The following is a 24112-nucleotide window of genomic DNA, read 5'->3' on the forward strand; positions in this document are numbered from 1 at the left end:
TTCGGAACAGCTATTTAGAACAATATCCAGGTCTTTTTTACTAGCCTTAGGGAATATAGAATGTAACTGTTCATAAGTTATCGATAAAGAGTGAACATTCTTTTGTAAAATTGACAGTGGATAAATATGAAAAACCTCCTTATCAAGTTTCAACTTGGTAGCACTCTGCATCCACTCCAGCTTATCGATGCGCTGTTTCTCATGGTCAACTAATAAATCAAAGTCAGGCAAACCAATTTTTGTCATCAATTTATCCAGCCATTGATAACTACTGGCTGACGATTTTTCATACCATTCGCTGGGGTGCTTGACGATAAGCTTGTGAAGTTGGTCTGCATTGCTGCTGTTTTGCAGGGCTGCCTGTATCTCTTCACTGCTAAGTTCGCCATTGCCATCGGTATCAAAGCTCTTGACCAGATCGGTAAAAAAGGTTGGAGGTGCATCGGGATCCAGATAGCCGTCGGAGCCTGAACCATCGACCTTTTTAAAACCGATCTTCAGCCAATCATGCTGACTCAATAACTCGACTTGCTCTTTCTTGACATATTTATCTGAGGAAACGCAGACCCACTCCTGCTTTGTAGCATCCTTTTCCAGCTTGGGTGATTCAACCAGCACTTCCTGGCTTTTGTCCTTGGTTGCCACCCACTTGGATTTACCTTCCTCACTTTTCTTCTCATGCAGGATTAAATCGGCAGGTACTTTGGCATAGGTAGCGCCACCTTTCGTTCCCGCCTTGTTAGCCAGCACATCATCCAGACGAGGATCCTGGGTGAACACCTCAAGATGGACTTGATGCTTGCTCTTCTTGCCCCCAATCAGGGAGCCCGGCGTTTCCACCAGACCGAGGTAACCTATGGTCTCACCCGCCGCGATAGCCACGGGGGATGGCAAAACATATAACTCACCGAGATGAGAGGGGGGGAGCATTTTTGCCTTGATAAATTCATCTTCGACGCACACCCAGGCGATACCACAACTACCCGGAACGCCATCCTCACTCGGCATCACATATTTGCATCTGGCCATCTTGCGTGCTTTGTCACCAATCCAATGGAATTCGAGTTGGTGGGCATCATACTGCAACTTAGTGCCGGCTGGCAGTGAGACGTTGTCACTGCCAACCATCAAGCGACCACTTTTATCATCCAAGACCGGATCTGCACATCCAGCCATATTCTTCAATAAATCGGCATCTATCTGATCGAAAAGCCAAGTTGGCACATTGGGCTTGATATAGGTCACTGCATCCGGGCTATTGGCGATCCAGACCGAGCTTCCCTCACTGACCAATACGCCCGCCTTCTCGGCCTCCTTCATCTGGGCATTGGAGAGCTTGCTCTTGATGGTCACCTTGATGAAATCATACTCCTTGCCCCCGACACTCCCCTTTTGGGATGGCGTACTGCTGTCCATCTCCAGTTCGGTATCCTTGGGCAACGTGAAACGAGGCAAGGCGGCATCAATTCGCTGCTGCTCGGCATCGGGATTGGCATGGGGTACGGAGTTGCGCGCATTCCAACCCTTTTTTAGCACCAGTTTCTCGGCGCTTTGGTACTTATCCCAAGGCAGCAGGTGCATATAGAGCGAATAAAAGGTGAACTCGTTTTTCGCTTTAGTTTCTGCATTGATCTCACAATATTCGTGCTGTACCAAGCAGAAGCAGTTGGAATAACGTAAGGTCTCCCCCTGAAATTCAGAGGTCAGATAATCCTTCATCATCCGGAATGCCACCACCTTGCCATCGGCAATGGCTCTGACGGGGTACTTATCCTTGCACCAAGGGGCACTCTTGTCGCTAATATGAATGCCGCCATGCCACTTGTTGTGGTTGCCAAGAAGATAGTGACCCGATTGCTCGCCATTGATCAGCGCCGTCAGCGCCTTGACGTCCTTGAACTCTTCCCCTTTGGCGGTGAGGATGGGAAATGCAAACTTCATGCTGTTTCCTTATTCAGAAAAGAGGTAGAACGCGCCAGGCTTCTCTTCTTTCAAGAGCGCCTCCATCGCTTTCTCGGTGGGGATGGCCTTGATGAGCTCAACCAGTTCGGGAGCCTTGACCACTTCCACACCTTTGGGGATAACGGGCACCTGCCCCGCCCAGCCGGAGCCTGATCCTGCGCCGCCGCCCGCATTGAGCTTGATGGCGGGGCCGACCAGCTTGATGCCACTCGGGTCGACTTTCACAAAGCTGCTGCCGCCCTTGAGGGTGATTTCAGCCCCGGCTTCCAGCACCAGCTTGTCGCCCACCTTGATGTGCACCTCTTGCCCCGCTTCCACCAACAGTGCCTGTGCAATCTTCTGGTGAAGCGATGCATCGACTGTCAGCGAATAGTCAGCCTTGATGTGGTCGCGCTTCTCACCCTCCACCGTCAGGTGGTCGTTGGCCTTGATGCGAGTCACCCGCTCGTTGTCGATGTCGGTGTGCTGGTCATGCTTGATGTGCCAAGCAGCGTCGTTCTCTATCAGCACGTTCAGGTCTTTCTGACCGTGAATGTAAATCTCTTCCTGCCCCGCCTGGTCTTCAAAACGCAGCTCGTTAAAACCTTCTCCCTGGTGGGTCTCGGTGCGCAGCACGGTGCGGGTCTTGTTGGCGGGCAGCTCGTAAGGCGGTCGGTTGGTGGCATGGAAGGTGCGGCCCGTCACGATGGGCTGGTCGGGGTCCCCTTCCAGAAAGCTCACGATGACCTCATGGCCAATACGCGGGATGGCCATCATGCCGTACTGGCCACCGGCCCAGCCCTGACTCACCCGCACCCAGCAGGAGCTCTGGTCGTTGGAACTGCCATAGCGGTCCCACGGGAATTGCAGTTTTACCCGGCCGTGCTCGTCGCAGTAAATCTCTTCCCCCTCGGGGCCCACCACTATGGCGATTTGCGGGCCGTCGACCATTGGCTTGTGGGGTGCCTCGGGGCTGCCGATGCGGGCGCGCCAGGTGGTGCTCGCTTTCACTACGCCAAATTCGTTGTGGTAAACGGTCGGGCCGCTGCCGTAATGCCAGTCAGTTAAGCACTTTCATGACTTAATATTCGAAATTTTGAATAGCAGGAGCGGTGCTATGGTTACAGCGTCAATTTGGCTGAAACCTTTGCCCTGACTGACATCCAATAAAAAGAGGGTGGCATCATGCCTCCCTCACTCTTTAGCCCTTATACCTCGCGGGTTGGGACTCAAACTCTCTTAACTGACTTGCATTAGGGCCACTGCCGCCCTCTTCTTCCAGCGCCTGCGGCTGTTCACCGGTGTGGCGGATATGAACAAAAATGGTGGATGTCCCAGATTTTCTTATTCTTCGCAGGGGAGCCGCCTCCCCTGCGTCATCACTGACCTTTAAAAACGACTGAGGTGATCATGGACCTGACAACGCCTTGCTCAGAAAGGTGGGTGTCCCAGATTTTATATTCATACCACAGAACCCTTGCCACACCTCGCTCATATGAGGAATGGCTAAGGACGACGGCCACTAAATGTAAATCTATACAGGGTAGATCAAATCATCTTTAACCTATCCCTATATTTCAATATCATATAAAAGCCAAAAAATAGCCTTGAAAATTAACCACCCTTATTTTTATCAAGGTAAAACATTAATGAATTGAATCTCGCCGTTCAAAAAAAACACTCTGTTTTTTGTTACGTCCACAAGACACTTTTTAATCTCTACAAGTTGAACAACAGAACTATCTTCAAAGAAAGAGCCTCTTGCGTCACATTGAGTATCTCTGAGCTTAATCCAATACCTTTGGGATTGAACCAGTTGACTCCAGTATTTTTCTTTAGATGATTTATCATAACCACTAGATGACAATGTAGATTTTAAATTATTAAATTTTTCGTTTAACTCAGTATCAGTTTGTTTGAATTTACTTTCATAACAAGCAGCAAGATAGGTAACTGGCACAGAAGTATCACAGTTACTATTTGTGTTTGAAAATGCATTAAATGATATAAGAAATAAAGCAAAAGATAATCTTTTCACAGTTATTCTCCAGTCAGGCATTTAGCTCTTTTACGCCCTGGCTCATATTGGCTCAAGGTTGGGTTATTTCTGATGTAATCAGCGTATTTTTGTCTGTCATTTAACATGCCATAGATCATCGGCTTGGGGCCTTTCGTAAACCCCTGATATACTAAATCTACAATAACATCTTTAACCTTATTACCTAAATTTTCCCAATTAGTTTTATCAGATATAGATACGCCTGAAATATTAGCATCATTAACATGCTGAGCTATAGTCCAGCGCTCATAGTTGGATTTTGCCCTAAGAACGTAATCAGGATATATTTTTTCGAATAACTTATATTGTGATTTTCGAGTAATCAAAGTCGAGGATTTGTTGGCGGAAACAAAATTAGATGCTGCAACCCCTTTCATTCCTGCACCATTAGATATTAATGAGGCAATATTGTCAGGAACCCCTGAGCCAGACAAGTCACGGTATAGCTCTGTTTTGGAACGATTCCCAAGGTCATATCCACGACCAATTGTTACGCCAGATTCACTATTACCTAGCCAATGGATTGTTCTTGAGAATAAAATACTATTTTCAACATCGTTTCCCTCTTCATCAAATGTAAGCTTTCCCTTGAAAACGATACACGTCTGATAACAGTGGCAAAAAAACTTACATCCACTTGGGGAAAATGACGCAGGCCTGATCATATGTGAAAAATCAAGCCTACCTCTTTTATTATTTAACAGCTTCCAGTTAGGGAACAAGGCATCCAGCCAGAATATTCTCGCCCTTTAGTTGATTTATAGACGACATAATCCCAACCTGATTCATGTTTTTTCCTCAGAACAACATCACCTTCGACAAGATAAGACTTAGCTCTATTAATTGGTAGTGGCTCAGGAAAAAAATAACTTTTTCCTTTGATTTTTAACTTTACATCTTGACCTTTCATCCATGCATCAAATTCCGGCTTGGATGCTGTTTGTATAATTGTTTCCTTTTTATTATATGGAAAGGAGTAAGCTATACTGTTAGCTCCATTAGGATTTACAATATCTCCACCAGAACCAAAATAAGATGTTAATTTATCATCCTTAGTCAACTTCCCATTAACATAAGAAAACACGATAACATTAAAATAATTAGACCAGTTCATTCCTGTGTCTGAGTCTATTTGGGATTGTTGAATGACAAAATATCGGCTCTTTAATTTACCTGTGTTTAAGTAGAAGGCATCCTGCACTTTTCCCTTAGAAGATAAATAAGGAAGGTAATCAACAAAATATTTTGCCCCGTTATTTTCATCAAAGAATGTCGCGATAACAGTATCGCCGACAGCCTCATCAACCTTGTCTACGAAAAATAGTTTCCCCTCATTGCCTTGAATTGATATCTCTGACTGTGCAGCACAAGTAAACGACAATAAAAAAAGAAAGAATAAAGCTGGCATCAATTACACTCCCCAAACAATCTAACATGAAGCTCTCTTGCTTCCGCTGTAAATTCAACCCGTTCCTCAAGACCTTTTAGGCCAGGGTTTATAATCTTAGTAATCTTCTTTACTTTATCTAGATGATTTACGTTACTATCTGCGATAGAACCTAAATTGTTTGAACTCCAAAACCAAAACCCAGACAATACTATGGATGACATATCACTTTCAACTAACTCTGGGTTAGAGTATATATTTAAACCTGTCGCCAGAGCACACAATCTATAGTTTTCCGCATGAGTTAAATGCAACAAGCCACGTCCGCGATAATCTTTCCCTGGAAACTCATTGCTCCCAAAAGCATGCTCTCCATAACCAGCATCATTATTCAATAGATGGCGTCTTATATAATCCATCTTCTCATCTCTGGATAAACTCAAACCTTTTCGTGCGAAACCATTATTGATGGCAGTTGGAGCCATAGAGTATAAAGATTCTGCAGTGTAACTTCTATAAACTAAAGACTCCCTGAACGCAGTGAATCGTTTCGTTTCATGTTTTCCTTGTCCCAGTAAATTTATTACTTGCTCACAAGAATTAATGCCATAGCTAATTGCACTCTCATTCCATCTGGCAATAAAATCATGAAGGCGAGAATCTGAAACAGATGATGGAGTAAATGTTCGCATAAACTCAAAAGATAGTGATATGTCTTTTTGACATTTATGGCATTTAATGGAGGTCAAAACAACAGGGGATAATAACCCCATCATCCCCGCAGGATGAATAAACCAAGGCTTGGTATCACCCAAGATCGCGCTGGCATCTTCCATCCACGCCATATTGTTGTGTACCTGCATCGCATATTCATAGAGCTTCGGCTGGTCAGCCAACTCCTGCTTGAGACGCGGCCAATCGCCTGGCTTTACCCATTCGCTTTTATGCTTGATAAACAACATGCGCAACTTGCCCGCCAATTCCTCATCGGCCAGCGCGGCCTTGATATCGTTGCCGCTCAGGGTGCCATCGTTGTCTCTATCTGTCACCAGCTTGTCATAGAGGGTGCTGAAAAATTCGCTCGCCTCTTTCTGTGGGGACTCTTCGCTATCCGTAGCAGTATCAGCCTTGTCTAAAAAGCCATCTTCATCACTGCTGCCATCGACCAGCTTGACGCCCAGCTTGTGCCAGTCATGCTGGCTGACCACTTCGACACCATCGGCCAGCAATACAAACTCGCCCGCCAGCTCCCCGTCAGCGGCAGTCCGTTCACGCACCTTCACAAAGTTGTTGGCACCGTGACTGACTTTATCGGACTCTTTCACGGCCAACGGTAAGACCTGTGGCCCAAATTTGGCAACATCGTGAAAACCATGCTGGCTATCGCTGGTAAGACGATAGGTGGTGACCTCTTGGTTCAATAGCAGGTAGCCTTGGCCACCGCTTACCCGCGCCTTGTTATTGATACAATCTTCAAGCGCCTGCTTATCGCTGTCTGCAACAAACACCTCAAAGTGCACAGCTTTACTGTCGGCGTCTTTCACTAAGCCGCTTGCACCGGCTTTGGCTATTTGATGTTCGCCCCAGTGACCGATGACCTCTCCGGCCTGAACCGCTATCGGATTAACACTGCGGTCAACGACGGGCGCATCCTCTTTGAATTCGACGGGGATACTCGGCTCGGCAGCCAGCCCTGCACCGATCTTGCTTGTCGCCAGCCAGCCAATGGCCCCTTTGCTGGCACTGGCCATCACCTGATTGGCGCTGTCTTTGACGGTGCCGCTGCCCGCCTTGAACACCCGCACTTTACGAAACTCGGTCGAACCGCCACCGAGGGCCACCATCTGTGACTCACCAGATACCGCCACCTCACTGCCAGCAGGTAGCCCCAGGCTCCCCGCCGTAGTGTCAGCCGTTTGCCGTAACCAGGTATTACTCGGAATGCCATGACGGGCCGGTTTGCCTTCTGGTGGGGTCATCCACGTCGGCTTTTGCGGATATTCATGCTGCAACTGGCTTTGTGCGATATAGAACGGGCTGTTCGGTTCATCGACGTAGTGCACCAGAAAGTAATCGTGGGCCTCATCTCTGTGGTTGAGCAGGTTGCTCGGGGTTTGCTGGAGCAGCTTCACCTCAGCCCCTGTTTTGGCATACACAGGGTGACTGCCCGACAGTCGGCGTGTCAGCTTGAGGTGGGCCACCGGTTCATAGGTGGAGACACCAGAGCCCTTGACGGTCACTCGCGCCGCCTCTGGACTGTTGTAAGTGTTCTCACACGCGATGTGCATGTAGAGGCTGTAGAAGGTCAGCTGATTCTTGCTCTGCTCACCCGCCTCATAGTGATGACGTACCAGACAAAACGACGGAGAGGTATACAAGTCAATCTTTCCCTCTGGCTTGCCCTCTTCGGCGCTACGGGTCGCCTTGGCTGGTTTGGTCGCCAGTCGGTAGGCCACGATTTCCCCGTCCGCAATGGCGCGTACAGCGCCGCTCGGCTGCCAGCCCCCTTTCTCACTGAGGTGGATGCCACCGTGCCAGATGCGGTTGCGACCAATCAGGAAAGTGCCGCTCTTGAGACTGTTGATCTTCTCGATAAAGGCATCGAGAGATGGAATCTCGCTGGGGCCGTTCTCACCTTCCAGCTGCATGGGATAGACGATTTTCATCTTTGCTATTCAATCCTGTGTTATTCGTCGAACATCAAGCGGAGGGCTGATAATCGCTATCGGGCTCCAGCGCCTTGAGCAACGCCTCCATCGCCTTCTCGGTAGCAATGGCTTTGACCAGCTCAACCAGCTCGGGAGCCTTGACCACTTCTACCCCCTTGGGTACAACGGGAGCCTTGCCACCCCAGCCGGAGCCTGAACCTGAGCCGCCGCCCGCATTGAGCTTGATGGCGGGGCCGACCAGCTTGATGCCACTCGGGTCGACTTTCACAAAGCTGCTGCCGCCCTTGAGGGTGATTTCAGCCCCGGCTTCCAGCACCAGCTTGTCGCCCACCTTGATGTGCACCTCTTGCCCCGCTTCCACCAACAGTGCTTGTGCAATCTTCTGGTGCATGGAGGCATCCACCGTCAGCGAATAGTCAGCCTTGATATGATCCCGTTTCTCACCCTCCACCGTCAGGTGGTCGTTGGCTTTGATGCGGGTCACCCGCTCGTTGTCGATGTCGGTGTGCTGGTCGTGCTTGATGTGCCAGGCCGCATCGTTCTCGATGAGCACATTCAGGTCTTTCTGACCGTGGATATAAATCTCTTCCTGCCCCGCCAGGTCTTCGAAACGCAGCTCGTTGAAGCCTTCACCCTGATGGGTCTCGGTGCGCAGCACGGTACGCGTCTTGTTGGCTGGCAGCTCGTAAGGCGGTCGGTTGGTGGCGTGATAGGTACGACCGGTCACGATGGGCTGGTCGGGGTCCCCTTCCAGAAAGCTCACGATGACCTCGTGGCCGATGCGCGGAATCGCCATCATGCCGTACTGGCCGCCTGCCCAACCTTGGCTCACCCGTACCCAGCAGGAGCTCTGGTCGTTGGAGCTGCCGTAGCGGTCCCACGGGAATTGCAGCTTCACCCGGCCATGCTCGTCGCAGTAAATCTCCTCCCCCTCCGGGCCCACCACGATGGCGATTTGCGGGCCGTCGACCATTGGCTTGTGGGGTGCCTCGGGGCTGCCGATGCGGGCGCGCCAGGTGGTGCTCGCCTTCACTACGCCAAATTCGTTGTGGTAGACGGTCGGGCCGCTGCCACCTTCTTCCTCCAGCGCCTGGGGCTGTTCGCCGGTGTGGCGGATATGAACGATTTGCCAGTCGGTATTGAGGCTGCCATTCGGATGCTCGGTGAGTGAAAATGTCTGGCCCGGCAGCAGGGCTGCGCTGTTGGACTTGCCACTGCCGCTGACCGCGTCATTGCGCAGCGCATCGAGACGGTGCTGGGCAAAGGCCTTGCCGCTCGGGTCCTCTTTGTAGCGGCCCGGATAGTCAAAGTGCTGGTAAGTGTCGCGCTGGTGCTCGAGCTCTGCGCCCTGCTTTTTGTGAGATAGGCCGTAAGCCGGGGTTTTAAAGCTGTAGTCCTTGAGTTCTACATCCGAGGGTCGCACCGACTCGCGGTAGTGGAACTGGCGCACATAGGCCCCCTGTTCCAGCGAGCGGTTGCCGAGGTTGAAGAACAGCTCGGGGCCAGCAGTCAATGCAGCTGCATCGTCGGCAAAGACGATACGGTGCTTGCCTTGCTCGAATTCGTGAAAGTAGAACAGCCCCTCTTCGGCGGCCAGGCGGTTAACGAAATCGAGGTCGGTTTCGCGGTACTGCACGCAATATTCCCGCTGGGCATGTTCGTTTTTCAGGGCAAAGGCGTAGTCGGTGATGCCGTGCTCTTGCAGCAAGATGGAGAGGATTTCGTCAGGCTTTTGCGCCTGGAAGATGCGGGAGTTTTGGCGAAGCGAGAGTCGCCACAGGGCAGGTTTGACTTGCAGCTGATAGCGGGTACGGCGAAAGCCGCTGTCCCCTTGCGCAAAGTCGCTCACTACCCCGCATACCCGGCGCTGCAGCTCGCCGTTGTACCACACCATCAGCTCACAGGGCTGATCAAGCACGGCGCCAACGTCGACGTCAGGCTCCGGGCTCGCCAATTCCAATCGCAACTGGAACGGCCCGTTCAGTGCCTCATCCAGCGCAAACTCGGCCACCACGAAGGTGGTCTCGGGCAAGGCCCCTACCTTGACGGTAAATTGTAATCCTGTGCTGTCTGCCATAACGCTGTTCCTTATCCTGCCTGTCCGCTACCCGAGCCAATCACAACGCCACCGCAACCTATGCCGGTGCCGGTCACGGCGATGGGTTTGCCGTTGACCAGCACAGAGCCGACGCCCCCCGAGATGCTGCGCGGATGGGGAGGATTGTTGGGTTTGACGTGAGGGGCCAGCGGATCACCCTGCCGGGCCACCGGTTTGCCATCGAGAAAGACGTCCGGGCTAGCGGCAATCACGGGGGATGGGTGGAACCCATCGTGGTCGGTACCAATGTCACCGAGCAATGCAATAGAAGGGCACATATAAATTCTCCGTGTGGGCAAGGGGCCGCCGTTGGGGCGCCCGCCATGGCGCAGGCTCACCATCATGAGCCGGGGCGCAGAGACACCAGGGGTATCGACCTAGCAGCCTTCATGCCATGGCTGAACCGCCATAAATCACGTTTAAAATCAGTATTTTATGTTAACGACTCGCACAGTTGAGCGGCGTTACTGCAATGAATTGCGCAAGACAGGGCAAACAACACGGCAAATCTTGCCCTACCAGTCATATTCGCTAACTACTGCGCAATTCATTGCTCAAGACAGCACTATCAACTACCATCAGCGCCCTGCTGCAACTGATAGAGCCGGATATTGAGCGTTTTCAGGTCATTTTCCAGGCTTTTCAATTCGGCGGCCGTGATGGGCTCCCGGGAGGCCTTCCTCGCCTCCAACTCGCCAAGACGCAGGCTGAACGGGATGTTCTGCATCAGGTTCTTCTGCACCTCGTAGAGCTGGGACTTGAGGTAAGAGATGGTCACCGTCTTGCGCTGGCGCTCCAGCTCCAGCAACTGATCGAGCAGGGCATCCACCCCGGCGCGGGCATCCAGATAGGTCGGCATGCTGATGGCATCCCCCTGCTGACCGGCAAGCAGCGTTTGCCACTGCTTGTCCAGTGCCTTGACCGCCAGCGAGTCGGGATAGATCATCTGCAGCGAGCTGCGAAGCCCCTCCCCATAGCGATACCAGTAGAGCGGCGAGGCCTGCTCCAACCGGACAAGCTGGCTCTGATAACGGGCCACCAGTTCGCTCTCCATGCCCTGCAGGGTCTGCTCCCCCAGCACAATGCGCGCCTGGCGAATGTCGTCATAACTGAGTGCTCGCGGCAGCTCGGCGGCCGGTTGTTGCAGACGCTGGGCTGCCACTGTTTTCTCCTGCTGCTGATGTTGCCAGCCGAGCCAGCCCATCACAGGCAGGGCGCAGCTAAGCAGGCCACAACCAAACCAGAACCAGGCGGGCCGCTGCCGGCGATGCTGCTCAATCTTGAGCACGGTCGGCTTCATCTGTCCCTTTTCTCGTCCCACCAGAATGCTGCCCTGAGGCAGGTGCGAGGTCGCCGCCCCGGCAGAGGCGCCGTGATCGCTCTCCATGTCAGATTTGAAGAAGACCATGGGCGGGATCTGCAGTTCCTCCTTGAGGCCGGGCTCATCGGAAACGATGACGATCTCGGTCTCATCGAACAGATGGGTGTAGCCCTCGATAAAGTGCACCAGGTTCTCGACCCGGGGAATGCGGCTTAAGCCCGCGTTGTGCAGCTTCTCGCTGATAAGTTGCAGCGCCCGCTCGCAGCGGTAGATCAGCCGCTTGTCTTCATGGCTGATCTGGTACTGGCGGACCACGTCGCTGATGCGGGCGATGAACCAGTCGAGCATCTCGATGCGGGCCCGCTCCTGATGCACCGGCGGCCAGAAGCTCTCCCACTGGGTCACGATCAGGTTGGCCAGAAACTCACACCCTTCGGTGAAGCCGCTCAGCCCCTGCAAGCGCGAGCGCGCCAGGGTGAAGTAGATGGCGGTCTGCAGATCCACCCCGTGCTTTTCGAAGATAAGGCTGGCGAGCTGATGGATCTTGCGCCAGTCCACCTCGGGGCGTGAGGCATGGCTAAGCTTGTTGATTTCGCTGCGCAGCGCTTCGTATTCCGGCAACATCCTGGGGTCACGCCCCACTTTCAGCGCCTGCTGACCTTGTTGATTCTGTGACATATTCGGTTCCAAAATGCGGGGGGCTCTGTGTCCCCCCGACATGATCAATAGAGGGATCCAGGCAATCTGAACTGGCTGAACAGGCCACCGGTGAAGGGGTTCTGCGCGCTGTCGGTATAGACGCGATAGGTCATGGCCCCCTGATCCACCGGGAAGCGCACATCGAAGGTCGCCTCATTGACCTGGGTCAGCTCCCCCTTGTCCATCAGGCGGAACATGGCCCAGGGGCCGACGAAGCCTTCGCTGCGCGGTGACCGTTCGCGGGCAGCCGGCACCAGGGTTATCTTGCTCTCGGCCCCGTCACGCATGGTGTTGGGCCACACCAGCGGGATCTTGGTACGACGGCCATGGGCGTACTCCAGCAACTGGCCATCCAGGTTCAGCACGCTGCGCCGCTTGTTGGCGGTGAGCTCGATGGGCTCAAGGGCGAACTGCACCTCCAGGTTGCCCTGCTGGCTGAAGAAGATCTGGCGGATGCGGGCGGCTCTATCCAGCTGCTTGACCAGCTCGGCCTGCATGGGCGAGCTGAACTCTCCCTCCATCAGACCGCTCTCCACCATGGGTTTGAGATTGACCTGATAGAAGCTGTCCAGCGTGCCGCCCGGCGCAAAGAAGCGCTCCATCTCGGAGAGCGGCACATCCTTGGCTGAGCCCGGTTCGAACGGATAGCGACCGGCCAGCTGGCTGTTGAAGGGCGCCAGCACCTTGTCCTGCCACTCCTGATTGAGGGACGACATAGCGAGATCAATCACCAGCCGCGAGCTCTGCTCGGAGAGCTGACCCACCCAGCGATCCAGCGGGGCCGGCAGGCTGCGGGCATACTGCTGCAGGGCGAACACGGGATCGGCGTACTTGTTGGTCAGACGCAGTTGCACCGCCTTGAGAGCCGATTGACCCGGCTCGGTAGCGTTGACGATGAGCTCCAGATAGTGCTGCAACTCCACCAGCTTCTGATTGACCTCCTGAATGAGCGGTCCCTGCTCGCCACGCCCGCCGAGGACGGCGTTGGTGGCCATGAAGGGACGCCCGATGCGGGCCGTGATGGCCTGGGCCGGATCCCCTTCCACGTCGGAGACCTTGCGAATACGGGTGTTGTCATCCAACGAGGCCAGCACCCGCTGGAACGGCTGATCGTTGCCGGTGATGGCAGAGAGCACGTCGAGCGCCTGCTCGGGGCTCTCCAGGGTCTGCACATCCAGGTTGGTCAGCAACTTCTGCCACTGGTTGACGTAGTCAGTGACATAGCGATCGTTGACCTGACGGGCGATCTCCTTGCGATCGGCCTCGCTCAACTGGCTCAGCTTGCGCTGGCCCAGCACCCAGGCATCCATGGCGGTGAGATCGATCAGCGCCTTGTCCTGCTTGAGGAAGAAGTCGTTGAAACCGGGCCAGGTCAGCAACCGTGGCACCTGACCGGCGTTGTCGCTGCGCAGGGCAAACACGGCATCGAAGGTGGGACCCACCTCGTCACGCACATTGAGATCCGGCGGCAATACATCACCCGCCTTCACCACCAGATTCTGATAAACCCGCTGATACATAGGCAATTTGCCCAGTTCACGCTGGGCACCATAGACAGGCTCCTTGAACGGCACGAAGGCGGTGATGGCGGCCGGATCCCGGGCTGCCCGGGCACCGTACCAGTCGGTGTGGTCGAGGGCGTAATCCAGGTGCCCCATCAGCTGCTCCTGCACCGCACCCTGCCCCGGGAAAGCCTGCTGCCAGCGGCTGGCCATGTACTGCGCCACCAGCTCCTTGTTGCGACCCGACGCATCGTCCAGCATCCGCATCACCCGCAGGATGGAGAGCTTCTCCTCGCTGCCAGCCGGTGCCTGCTTGAGATCCGCCAACAGCCCCTGCATCTGGGCCGGCAGGAAACGCAGGCTCAGCAGTTGCAGATAGGACCCTTCCACATAAGGGCCAATCTCGTCCCCCTGGTAGAGGCCAAGGTCGGCCACCAGCGGGGTGCGTTCACGGTAGTTACCAAAGGAGAGGGTCGCCTCGCGGATCAGGTTCAGGCGCGGCAGCTGGCTCACCCCGAAGGCATGTTCATCAGCCACCTCGTTGGTCTCCATGAAGGCCTGGGCCTTGGTCAATACGTTGCGGCCCGCCTCTTCGTTGACCCGGTAGAAGTAGTGCCAACCACCGATAAGTGCCGCCGAAAAGAGCGACAGGCAACCCAGACCAATGGCCATGCGGCGACGGCGATAGAGGGTGTGCAACCGGTTCTCCCCGGCCAGATGGGCCTCGGGGAAGATGATGGTGGAGAAGAGCTTGCGCACAAAATAGGTATTGGACTCCCCGCGCAGGGCCGAGTGAATGGGCTCGGGCAGGTTGTAGCGACGGGACGCCGCCTGGGCAAACGCATCGAACGGCACCCCCTGCTGATAGACGGAGCTGATATAGACGCCGCGCACCAGCAACGGCTTGCTCTCCTCGATGGCCAGGGTCTCGTCGAGCAGGCTGGTCACGTAATCTTTCAGCCCCGCCAGTTGACGCACAAACGAGAACAGGGCGTTGCGCTGGGCGGCATCAAGCCGGGCCAGCATCAGCTCGGGCAGATTCTGGTTGAGGTTGTCCACCCACTGGTCCCAGAACAGGGCCAGCTCCTGCTGCCAGGATTTGCCCTGGCTGTCGCTCGGGTTGAAGGTCACCCCCAGCACAGCCTCGCGGGCCTCCTTGTCGAGCTGCTCATAAACCACGTCAAAACCGCGCAGCAAGTCGAGCTTGGTGAAGGTGACATAGAGCGGCAGCCGGGTGTTCATGGTGGCCGACACCTCCTGCAGGCGGGAGCGCATCAGCTGGGCATAAGCCTTGCGCTCGGCCACGCTGGCGTGAGAGAGCCAGGCCAGATCCACGGTCAGCACCAGGCCGTTGAGAGGCTGGCGGCGACGGTGTTCATTGAGCCAGTTCAGCAGGTGCAGCCAGAGCCGCTCGTGCTTGCGGGCTTGCGGATCCAGCTCGGGTTCGGATTGAGAAAAGAGCTCGCCGGCAGGATCCAGCATCACAGCCTGCTCCCCCAGCCAGCAGTCGACGAGCTGTTCCTGCGCCACGTCCCTCAGTTCGGTGTCGAGTCTGGGGTTGAGCTTGTTGGCCGGGTTGGCTCTGTGGATCAGGCTGCTCTTGCCGCTGCCGGGCAGCCCCAGCACCAGATACCAGGGCATGGCGTAGAGTGCGCCCTTGCCCAGATGGGTATTCAACGCCTGCAGCCAGCGATCCAGGAACTGCGCCTGCTTGTCGATGAGCCCTTTGACCGGATCCTGCTCCAGCACCACCTCGTGCTGGCGCTCGGCCTTGAGTTGCTGCATCTTGCGCCAGACGCGCCAGGAGAGGACCCCCAGCATCAGCCAGAGCCAGAGCAAGGTGAATACCACCCGCCCCCACAGCGGCTCGAACGGCTTGGCGCCACGGATCTCGATACTGGGCCCCAGCCACCACACCAGGATGAGGGCGACGACCCAGAGCACCACACAGAGCAGGGGCCAGGAGGGTTTCAATTTCGGCAGCTGTTGCCGCAGAAAGGTAAAGATGGTTTTGAACATAAAATGTGATCCAACTCCGACTCAATGACTCATTTCGGCACTTATTTCGACAATGGGGCCGCATGGCTTTCCAGGCGACTGACCAGCCCGGGCTCCCAGTGAGACAACCCCAGGCGACTCGCCTCTTGCCACAAGTGTTGATAGTGCTGGCGCGCGAGCGCCTCCATGCCTTCTTGCGCCAACAGCTCCGCCTGCACCAACTGGGCATGGAAGCGGGCTCTTGGCTCTTTCAACTGCGCCATCCTTTCATCCAGCAGGGTGAGGGCCGCAGCCACCCCCAGCTCCCCATGACGCAAGGCCACCTCTTCAGCCAGGCTGGACTCCCCGTCGCCTCCCCCTCCGCCCAGCTTGGCGGGCTGCAACCAGCGGCTGCACTCGGGAGGCAGAAACGGGCTGCCATCGCTGAAGGTGAGATCCCGCAAGGTCGGCAGCCGCTGCAAGAAGCCGTCCAGCTCCTGCGCGATGGCCTGGGCCACGGCGCCAAATCCCAGCTTCTGGGCCACCTCGGCCGAGAGGCTATGTCCCTCGAACCAGTAGGGCGCCAGGGTCAGGCTCTGTTCGATCCGCTGCCAGAGCGCCAGATCCGGCGCCCCCATTGCGGTGCGGTACTCATCCACCATGTCCGTCGACATGGGGGCCAACTGGGTTTTATGGCCCCCGGCGCTCATGGGCGGGGTGGTGATCCCGGCCCAGATGGCGTGACGGCGCAGGCGATAGCCCACCGCCGCCTCCGGCTGGCGCTCGATGAGCAGCTCGGCCACCTTGAGCTGGGTCTGTCGCCAGGCCCTGTCATTGGAGCTGTCGATCTCGATGCCCGAGCCCTTGGCGCTGCCGCTGAGCAGCATGGATCCCGCCATGCTGGCCGCCGTGGCCACGGGCGCGCCGCTCTCGGGCTTGGCATCGGCCTGAGCTTGCGCCACCTGCTGGCGCTGGGCCCGCTTCAACCCCATCAACAAGGGTTCGAGCAGCTCGCCCTTGTCCGGGCACTGGGCCAGCCAACAGGCCTCCAGCTGCTCGGTCTGGGCCAGCAGCTGGACCAGCTCGGCCGCCGAGGCACTTTCACTCACCCGCGGCAGAGCCCCCTCGAAGCGCTTGACGATCTGCACCATCAAGCGCTGTTTCTGGCTGACATTACCGGGCCAGGCCAGCAGCCAATAAGCCTTGACCCAGGCTTCCAGCAAACTGAGCGCGGCTCCCAGAGGGGTCGCCTTGGCCGGATGTTGCAGGCAGCGCAGCAGCTGGGCCAGCACCCGCATGTCCTTGGTGCGGCTCTCCAGCAAACCCAGACAGGCTTCGGCCACCGCATTGAGATCAACCTGGCTGTGGGCCAGGGATCCCAGCTTGACCAGCTCGGTCTCCACATAATCCCAGCGCGGCTCGTCGGCCAGCACGGCGCCTCTGATTTGCTCATCCGGCAAACTGGTGAGCAAACGGGCACACCAGGGGTGTTGATAGCTCATGGCGCCCCCTACCAGCGACACTGCTGACGCACGGGGAGCAGTGCCTCTTTCAGACCACTGAGATCGACCCGCAGCAAGGCGCCGTTGTCGGCCCGTACCTGCAGCTCTCGATGGCCAATCCAGCGCTTGAGCTCCTCAATGGCGGGCAGGCCGCGGCCATATTCGAGCAACATACCCTGATCCCGGATAAACCAGCTCTGGTCACTGCTGCTTGGCTGGCCGTCCAGCTCAACCTGCACCGTCTCCCCCACCCAGGGGGAATCGAGCCGCAGCCGGATATGGGTGATGCTATCGACACACCCTATGGCCAGGGTCGCCCCGCGCAACGCGGGACGGGTGAGCGTTGCGCTGCCACGCCCCTCATCCTGCTGTAGCAGGAAAGGAGGGCTGTCCGGCGTGCGAGCCTGCTCCTGTGCCCAGATGGCCTGCCAGGCGGCAGACTTGGGGGCGCCCCCCTCGCTCGTCTGTGTCACACCATTGCCAAGGGCGTCATAACAGGCGAGCCGGATCAGCGGCGATGGCTCGCGGCGGCACGCCTGCCAAGACGCCATGTCCAGCGGGGCCACGGCGCTGCTGGTGGCCAGCAACAGCGGCAACAAGCCGGGGATGTTCATCAGTTCACCTCCAGTTTCTGGCACTTGTGATCCAGAGTGCGCTTGGGAATATTGAGGCTCTCGGCCACCAGCATGCGGTTGCCCTGGAAGTAGCGCAGGCGCGCCTCGATGACGGAGGCCTCGTACTGCTGCATGGCCCGGCGCAAATCGCGGATATGGTTGTAATCATCCAGCGCATCGGGCAGCTCGGCACAAACCCGATCCCGCAGCTCCGGCGGCAAGGCGCTGAGCCCCACCTCGTCCCCGTGACGGGTGTGGGCACAGGCGACCTCTAACAGATTGCGCAGCTCGCGCACGTTGCCGGGGAAATCGTAACTTTGCAGCTGCGTCAAAAACTTGCGCTGCAACCCCGCCAGAGTCTTGCCATCCTGGGTGGAAAACTGGGCCATGAAGTGCTGGCACAACAGGGGGATGTCATCCATGTGCTCCCGCAGGGGGGCGATGAGCAGCAGACACTGGCAGAGGCGGTGGTAGAGATCGCCCCGGAACTGCCCCTCCTCCACATGGCGAGTGAGCGGCTGATGGGTCGCGGCGATGAGGCGAAAATCGGAGTAACACTCCTGCTCAGACCCCAGTGGCCGGTAACTGCGGGTTTCGAGCACTCGCAGCAACTTGGCCTGCATGGCGGCGGGCATGTCGCCCACCTCGTCCAGAAACAGGGTGCCACCGTTGGCCTGGGCCACCAGCCCGGTCTTGTTGGCAAGGGCACCGGAGAAGGCCCCCTTCTGATAACCGAACAGCTCGCTCTCGATGAGGTTTTCGGGGATGGCGGCGCAGTTGATGGCCACAAACGGCTTGGCTGCGCGATCGGAGCACTGGTGCACCAACCGGGCAACCACCTCCTTGCCGCTGCCCGTCTCCCCCTGAATGAGCACGCTCAGCTTGTGCTGGCCCGCTTGGGCGATCTGCTCGCGCAATCCGCGGATCACCGCCGACTGGCCGATAAGCTGATCGCCGAGCAGCTTCTCATGCTGACGCTGACGCTCCCCCTCTCCCTTCATCTGGCGCAGAGAGTCACGCAGTACTCCCTGATCCCGGCGACTGCGTCCCAGCTCGCGAATGAGGGTGAGCTGGTTGCAAAACACCTGTGACAGCTGGGCCAGTTCAGGGCGACCTGCCCACTCCTGCAGCACATCACCGCCGTCCATCATAGCCAGCACGGCAAACGGCTTGCCGTTGCCATCACTGAGGGGAAAGGCGTGCAGGCCACACTGCTGACCCAGGTTGGCCAGCAGGGAGCGAAACGCGGCGTGCTCGATGCGGGCTCCGCCGTGCAAGGAGTCCCAGGTTCGGGACTGGGCCTTGTGCAACACATAGGCAAGCGGGTGGGAAAAATCATCCACCGCCAGCGCCAACGCCACCGCTTGCCCCTTGACCCAGCCGGTGCATTCGAGCTGGCGACCGCTCACATCCAGCATGCCAAGCAGGATACCCCTGGGCTGAAAGCTGGCATTGAGGGTCGAGGTCCACCAGTGACACAGGTGCTGCTCATCGCGCTGCTGTGTCAAGGCGAGGGCAAATGCGAGGGCTTGTTCCATGCTCAGCCCTCCACCTCGGCGACGAACTGGCGCTCGCTCACAGAGAAACGCACCCGCTTGATAGGCTCACCGGCCGAGAGACGCTGCAACAGTTGCAGGGAGACTGGCGGCAGCAGGGCACCGTCGATGACAGACTCCAGCATGCGGGCGCCGTTCTCGCTGCGATTGGCACGGCGCAGTATCTCCTCGGCAACCTCCTCCTCCAGCACCACCTCGGCACCGAAACGTTCCTTGAGCAGCTTGACCAGCCGGTTGAGCTTGCCACCCACAATCTGCACCAGAGTATCGTGGCCCAGCGGCAGGTAGGGGATCACCTCCATCCGTGCCAGCAGGGCAGGTTTGAAGAAGGCAGCCAGCTCCGGATAGAGCGCATCCAGCAGCGCGTCGGGCTGCTCGGCGTAATCGACTATGGTCTGGAAGCCGAGGTTGGAGGTGAGGAAGAAGACCACGTTCTTGCAGTCGATGATGCGCCCTTCCCCGTCGGCCAGCTCGCCCTTGTCGAACGCCTGATAGAAGAGATTGAGCACATCCGGATGGGCCTTCTCCACCTCGTCCAGCAGCACCACCGAATAGGGTTTCTGACGAATGGCCTCGGTCAGCACGCCCCCCTCGCCAAAACCGACATAGCCGGGAGGCGAACCGATAAGACGGGAGACTGTGTGCTTCTCCTGATACTCGGACATGTTGATGGTGGTCAGGTACTGGCGACCACCAAACATCAGCTCGGCAATCTGCAACACAGTTTCGGTCTTGCCGACCCCGCTTGGCCCCACCAGCAGGAAAGCGCCCAGCGGACGACCCGGACGGCGCAAATCGGCGCGGGCGGTCAACAAGTGCTTGTGCAGATGCGCCACCGCCACATCCTGCCCTTTAATGAGATCCCCGAGGTACTCGGGCAACCGGGTCACCACGTCAAGCTCCCCTTGCGAGATGCGGTTGAGCGGCACCCCTGTCCATTCGGCGATCACGGCCGCCACCTGGGTCTTGTCGACATGGGCGGAGACCAACACCTCGCCCTGCTGCAAGGCGGTCAGCTCGCGCTCGAGGGCCGCCAACTGGTCAGCGGCGGCTTGTGGATCCAGCGGGACATCGGCGAGATCCAGCGCCTCTCTGGTCAACAGCTCATCCTGCTGATCGGCCAGCAGCGCGGCACGCAGCTCGACAATCTGATGCACCAGCCCCTGCTGCTGTTGCCACTGGGCCTCCTGCTCACGCAGGGTGTCACGGCAGGTCTGCTGGGCGGTTTGCAGTTCGGCGAGCCGCTCATCGTTGTCACCCAGACCTATCAGGCTCTGGCGCTCCAGCTGGCGGATCTCCAGCTCACGCTGGCGCAACGCGTTTTGCAGGTGGCTGACGGCGCGCGGCGGCGTGGTCAGGTTGATAGCCACCCGGGCACAGGCGGTATCGAGCACGTCGATCGCCTTGTCCGGCAGCTGACGACCGGAGATGTAACGGGCAGAGAGCTGGGCGGCGGCTTGCAGCGCCTCCTCATCGATCAGCACCCCATGGGCCTTCTCGTAGATGCTGCGCAGGCCGCGCAGGATCACGGTAGCCTCCTCGGCATTGGGCTCACCCACTTTCACCAGCTGGAAGCGGCGCGACAGGGCGGCATCTTTTTCCACGTATTTCTTGTACTCGCCCCAGGTGGTGGCGGCGATGGTGCGCAGCTCACCCCGGGCCAGCGCTGGCTTGATAAGGTTGGAGACATCCAGCCCGCCGGCCTGATTGCCCGCCCCGATCAGGGTGTGGGCCTCATCGATAAAGAGGATGACAGGACGCACCGCATCCTTGACCTCCTGCATCACCCCCTTGAAGCGCTTCTCGAACTCCCCCTTGACCGAGGCGCCCGCCTGCATGGCGCCAAGATCCAGCGTCATCAGCTCCACATCGCGCAATTTTTCCGGCACCTGACCCGCGACGATGCGCAGGGCCAGCCCCTCGATAAGGGCACTTTTACCGACGCCCGCCTCCCCCACAACGATGGGGTTGTTTTTGCGACGACGGGAGAGGATGTCGATCATCAGATCGATCTCGTGATCCCGGCAGAGCACGGGATCCAGACTACCCTGGCGGGCCTGTTCGGTGACGTTGACGGTGAAGCGAGCCAGCAGGCTGGCATCGGCTGGCAGGGCAGCCTGGGTAGCAGCGCCGCTGGCGGAGACGGTCACTTGCGTTTCGGCAGACTCTTTCACCCACTCATCGAACTGCTGGCGCAGCAGCTCGCGATTGACGTTGGCCAAGAGCCGGGTCACCGACCCCGGCAGGTAGCGCTGCGGGGTCATCAACAGCACCAGCAGCATGACGCCGCTGCGAAGCTGGGCGTGTTGCAACTCGGCGGAGGCCAGCAGCCAGCTGTCTTGCAGCCACTCCACCAAGAGCGGCGAGAAGGAGGGATAACCCTGACCATAGCCGTGATCGGCGGCCGAGGGCTGCAGCAGGGTTCTGAGTTCTTCGACCTCCACCTCGGCCCGTTTGAGGATCTGGCGCACATCGCTGAGCGGGGTATCCAGCATCTTCAGCAGCAGGTGCTCGATGCGGATCTCGGCCCCCTGATGGTTGACGCAGAGGGCAGCGGCCTCCTCCAACATGTGACGGCAGATGGGGTTGAGTCTTTCCACCAGTACCGGTAGCTCTATACGAATCAAAGCATGCTCTCCTCAGAATAATTATTTTAATAATTCGCCCAGTTGACGCAGTACGTCCTGGGTCTGGTTATTGAGTTGGTGGTGATAAAGACCAAAGATGATGGCCAGGATCAGGGCCCCGCCCATAAACAGGCTGCGCAGGGAAATCTGCTTGCGCAGCTGGTAGCGGGACGCCTGCTGGCCGAGGTCGAGGTGGAACACGCTGGGGGCCTCACCGCTGGCCTCGGGGGCAAGCAGCTTGTGCAGCTGTTTGACGATACGCTCGAACTCGTCGCGGCCCTGGCTCATCACCTTGTAGCGCCCCTCGAAACCGAGGCACAGACACAGGTAGATGAACTCCAGGATGTCGCGGTAACGCATCGGATCTTCCTGCAGACGGGTGAGCAGCACGAATACCTTCTCGCCGCCCCAGGTCTCGTTGTGAAAGCGCGTCAGTAATGAGTGCTCAGACCATTCGCTCTGGCTGCCCCAGTCGCGGCCCATCACGGCCTCGTCAATGAAGGTGCAGAGGATGTAGCGAAACGAGAGGACGACGCCGTTCTCGTAACCCTGGGCCATCAGCTCCTGTTCGATGGTCTGGATCTCGGTCACCACCCGCTGATAGAGATCGGGCACCCTGTCGTAACGCGACAGCAGGCGTACCCGCTGCACCAGCCCCAGCAAGGGGGTCACCGCATCTATCATGGGGTTGATGCTCTGGCCCCGCAGGCGGAACCAGTAGTCCGAATCCATGTCCAGCTGCTCGGCATGATCGAACAGCAGATCGCTGAGTTGCTCGTTCTTGATAATGTCCGTGGTCATCTCTGCTTATTCCTTGATGCGATCACTGGCTGCGAATAGCCCAGAGCTGCATGTCGAGCTCGGGGAAATCACCGGCAATGTGGAAGGCGAGCGTGTTACTGACCGCCAGCATCTGCCAGGCAGGACTCTGCCTGTCGAGCTGGAAGTAGCTGTAACCGGCGTGATAGGGCAACTGGCGCGGTGCCACCGGCAGCGGCAGCAGCGGGATACCGGGCAACTGCAGACTGATGAGCTCGCGGATCTTGTCGCTCGACGCCACCTTGGTCTGCTGCAACAGCTGCTTGCGCAACTGCTCCTGCGGCATGCGGGCACGCACCGCCAGCACGAAGTCGGCGCTTTGCATCAGCTCGCTCTCGTTGACCATGGCCACCATGACGCCGTACTGGTGCTTGCGCAGCTGGATAGAGACGGCGCGCGGCGACAGCACGGTACTGAGGGCCTGGCGCAGGGCCAGCATCACAGGTTCGAAGCTCACCTGCTGATCGTCGTGACGGTAGGCCGCAAACTCGGGCGGCAGACGGGATTCATCGGTAAAGGTCATCAACTCGCCACAGATCTGTACCAGCGCCTCGTGCAACCGCTCGGGATGCAAGGTGCCAAGGCGTGACAGATGAGAGAGCTGGGGCTGAGCGCGGTTGAGCAGCTGCAACATCATGAACTCGGCCACATCGGCGACCCCCTGCTGGCCGGGGGCAGCGATACGCTGGGAGAGGCTGCGGGCCCGCTCGGCCACGAGGCCCGCCGACTCGCCGAGGAAGCGTTTGAGGGTCGGGATGGCGGAGACGCTGATGCTGCAGGGCATGAAGTTGGGATCCAGCACCAAACCGCCGTCGGGCCGCTTGTCCAGAATGCGGGCGATGGCGAGCGAGGCATAGGCGCTGCGATCTTCCCGCTCCAGCATCAGCCGCATGCTGACGCGCCCCACTTCCAGAGAAACCACATCCCCCCCCTCGCTGTGCAGGTCGCGCACATCGTGGCGATGGGCCTGCAAGCGGGTGGCCACCTGGCCGCCCTGATTGACCTCGTTGACCCCGCTCACCGAAAGCGGCAGCGCCAGATAGACCTTCTGGTTGGCCACCGAGGCGTCGGTGATCTCCAGCGGCGTCGGCAGCATATCGTCGTTCGGGATGTTGAAGACGGTACCGTCCGGCAGTATGCCCGTGGCGCCCACCAGGGCGATGCGGCCAAAACCGAGATAATCCTCGTTGATGGCGAGTGACTGCAGCCCGTAGAAATAGTCAGACAGCGCGCTCAGGCGAGCGTGCAGCGCATATTCTGAATGTCTTTGTTGTTGCTGGAAGTGCTGGGGCTTGATAAAGAGCCCTTCACGCCAGATAACCCGATTTCGACTCGACATGG

General features: G+C 57.6%; 14 protein-coding genes and 2 pseudogenes. All 16 read right to left on the bottom strand.

The window, feature by feature from the left end; genetic code table 11:
• Positions 1 to 1941, bottom strand: a pseudogene (locus BN1129_RS10275) (hypothetical protein); the annotation flags it as partial.
• 9 nt (positions 1942 to 1950) lie between these two features.
• Positions 1951 to 2991, bottom strand: a pseudogene (locus tag BN1129_RS10280) (type VI secretion system Vgr family protein); the annotation flags it as partial.
• Between the two features lie 583 nt (positions 2992 to 3574).
• The gene (locus tag BN1129_RS22460) at positions 3575 to 3979 is read right to left on the bottom strand and encodes a lysozyme inhibitor LprI family protein (protein WP_157013333.1); all 405 of its coding nucleotides are present in this window, start codon (positions 3977 to 3979) and stop codon (positions 3575 to 3577) included.
• A 2-nt stretch (positions 3980 to 3981) separates the two neighbouring features.
• Positions 3982 to 4722: a pesticin C-terminus-like muramidase gene (locus BN1129_RS22465; RefSeq protein WP_244463039.1), complete on the bottom strand. Its 741-nt coding sequence runs from the start codon at positions 4720 to 4722 to the stop codon at positions 3982 to 3984.
• On the bottom strand, positions 4698 to 5408 hold the full coding sequence (locus tag BN1129_RS23295; protein ID WP_157013334.1) for a hypothetical protein: 711 nt from the start codon (positions 5406 to 5408) through the stop codon (positions 4698 to 4700). The genes BN1129_RS22465 and BN1129_RS23295 overlap by 25 nt, the downstream gene beginning before the upstream one ends.
• On the bottom strand, positions 5408 to 8053 hold the full coding sequence (locus BN1129_RS10285) for a glycoside hydrolase family 19 protein (RefSeq protein ID WP_244463040.1): 2646 nt from the start codon (positions 8051 to 8053) through the stop codon (positions 5408 to 5410). Before BN1129_RS10285 ends, BN1129_RS23295 begins: the two co-directional genes overlap by 1 nt.
• Before the next feature lie 34 nt (positions 8054 to 8087).
• Positions 8088 to 10133, bottom strand: a complete 2046-nt coding sequence (locus BN1129_RS10290) for a type VI secretion system Vgr family protein (RefSeq protein WP_042036265.1) — start codon at positions 10131 to 10133, stop codon at positions 8088 to 8090.
• Positions 10134 to 10144: 11 nt separating this feature from the next.
• The gene (locus BN1129_RS10295; protein WP_042036267.1) at positions 10145 to 10432 is read right to left on the bottom strand and encodes a type VI secretion system PAAR protein; all 288 of its coding nucleotides are present in this window, start codon (positions 10430 to 10432) and stop codon (positions 10145 to 10147) included.
• Between the two features lie 290 nt (positions 10433 to 10722).
• Positions 10723 to 12153, bottom strand: a complete 1431-nt coding sequence (locus BN1129_RS10300; RefSeq protein ID WP_042036269.1) for a VasL domain-containing protein — start codon at positions 12151 to 12153, stop codon at positions 10723 to 10725.
• Positions 12154 to 12197: 44 nt separating this feature from the next.
• Complete coding sequence (gene tssM, locus BN1129_RS10305; protein WP_042036270.1) at positions 12198 to 15695, bottom strand: type VI secretion system membrane subunit TssM; 3498 nt, start codon at positions 15693 to 15695, stop codon at positions 12198 to 12200.
• Positions 15696 to 15736: 41 nt separating this feature from the next.
• Positions 15737 to 17155, bottom strand: a complete 1419-nt coding sequence (tssA, locus tag BN1129_RS10310) for a type VI secretion system protein TssA (protein ID WP_042036299.1) — start codon at positions 17153 to 17155, stop codon at positions 15737 to 15739.
• Between the two features lie 8 nt (positions 17156 to 17163).
• Positions 17164 to 17769 (bottom strand): type VI secretion system-associated protein VasI, encoded by a 606-nt coding sequence (vasI, locus tag BN1129_RS10315; protein WP_042036272.1) that lies wholly within the window; start codon positions 17767 to 17769, stop codon positions 17164 to 17166.
• Positions 17769 to 19307 carry a sigma-54 interaction domain-containing protein gene (locus tag BN1129_RS10320; protein ID WP_042036273.1) on the bottom strand — a complete coding sequence of 513 codons (1539 nt, stop codon included), beginning with the start codon at positions 19305 to 19307 and terminating at the stop codon, positions 17769 to 17771. Before BN1129_RS10320 ends, vasI begins: the two co-directional genes overlap by 1 nt.
• A gap of 2 nt (positions 19308 to 19309) precedes the next feature.
• The gene (tssH, locus tag BN1129_RS10325) at positions 19310 to 21952 is read right to left on the bottom strand and encodes a type VI secretion system ATPase TssH (protein ID WP_042036275.1); all 2643 of its coding nucleotides are present in this window, start codon (positions 21950 to 21952) and stop codon (positions 19310 to 19312) included.
• Positions 21953 to 21973: 21 nt separating this feature from the next.
• Entirely contained in the window at positions 21974 to 22753 is a 780-nt protein-coding gene (gene icmH, locus BN1129_RS10330) for a type IVB secretion system protein IcmH/DotU (protein ID WP_042036277.1), read from the bottom strand.
• A gap of 22 nt (positions 22754 to 22775) precedes the next feature.
• Positions 22776 to 24110, bottom strand: coding sequence for a type VI secretion system baseplate subunit TssK (tssK, locus tag BN1129_RS10335; RefSeq protein ID WP_042036278.1), 1335 nt, complete (start codon positions 24108 to 24110; stop codon positions 22776 to 22778).
• Positions 24111 to 24112: the final 2 nt, after the last annotated feature.

Origin of the sequence: Aeromonas popoffii, from assembly GCF_000820025.1 — a bacterium.
Taxonomy (GTDB): domain Bacteria; phylum Pseudomonadota; class Gammaproteobacteria; order Enterobacterales; family Aeromonadaceae; genus Aeromonas; species Aeromonas popoffii.

Excerpts from the sequence above, each read along its gene's own strand:
- BN1129_RS23295 (WP_157013334.1), bottom strand. The coding sequence starts at position 5,408 with ATGCCAGCTTTATTCTTTCTTTTTTTATTGTCGTTTACTTGTGCTGCA.
- BN1129_RS10285 (WP_244463040.1), bottom strand. The coding sequence starts at position 8,053 with ATGAAAATCGTCTATCCCATGCAGCTGGAAGGTGAGAACGGCCCCAGC.
- BN1129_RS10290 (WP_042036265.1), bottom strand. The coding sequence starts at position 10,133 with ATGGCAGACAGCACAGGATTACAATTTACCGTCAAGGTAGGGGCCTTG.
- BN1129_RS10295 (WP_042036267.1), bottom strand. The coding sequence starts at position 10,432 with ATGTGCCCTTCTATTGCATTGCTCGGTGACATTGGTACCGACCACGAT.
- BN1129_RS10300 (WP_042036269.1), bottom strand. The coding sequence starts at position 12,153 with ATGTCACAGAATCAACAAGGTCAGCAGGCGCTGAAAGTGGGGCGTGAC.
- tssM (WP_042036270.1), bottom strand. The coding sequence starts at position 15,695 with ATGTTCAAAACCATCTTTACCTTTCTGCGGCAACAGCTGCCGAAATTG.
- tssA (WP_042036299.1), bottom strand. The coding sequence starts at position 17,155 with ATGAGCTATCAACACCCCTGGTGTGCCCGTTTGCTCACCAGTTTGCCG.
- vasI (WP_042036272.1), bottom strand. The coding sequence starts at position 17,769 with ATGAACATCCCCGGCTTGTTGCCGCTGTTGCTGGCCACCAGCAGCGCC.
- BN1129_RS10320 (WP_042036273.1), bottom strand. The coding sequence starts at position 19,307 with ATGGAACAAGCCCTCGCATTTGCCCTCGCCTTGACACAGCAGCGCGAT.
- icmH (WP_042036277.1), bottom strand. The coding sequence starts at position 22,753 with ATGACCACGGACATTATCAAGAACGAGCAACTCAGCGATCTGCTGTTC.
- tssK (WP_042036278.1), bottom strand. The coding sequence starts at position 24,110 with ATGTCGAGTCGAAATCGGGTTATCTGGCGTGAAGGGCTCTTTATCAAG.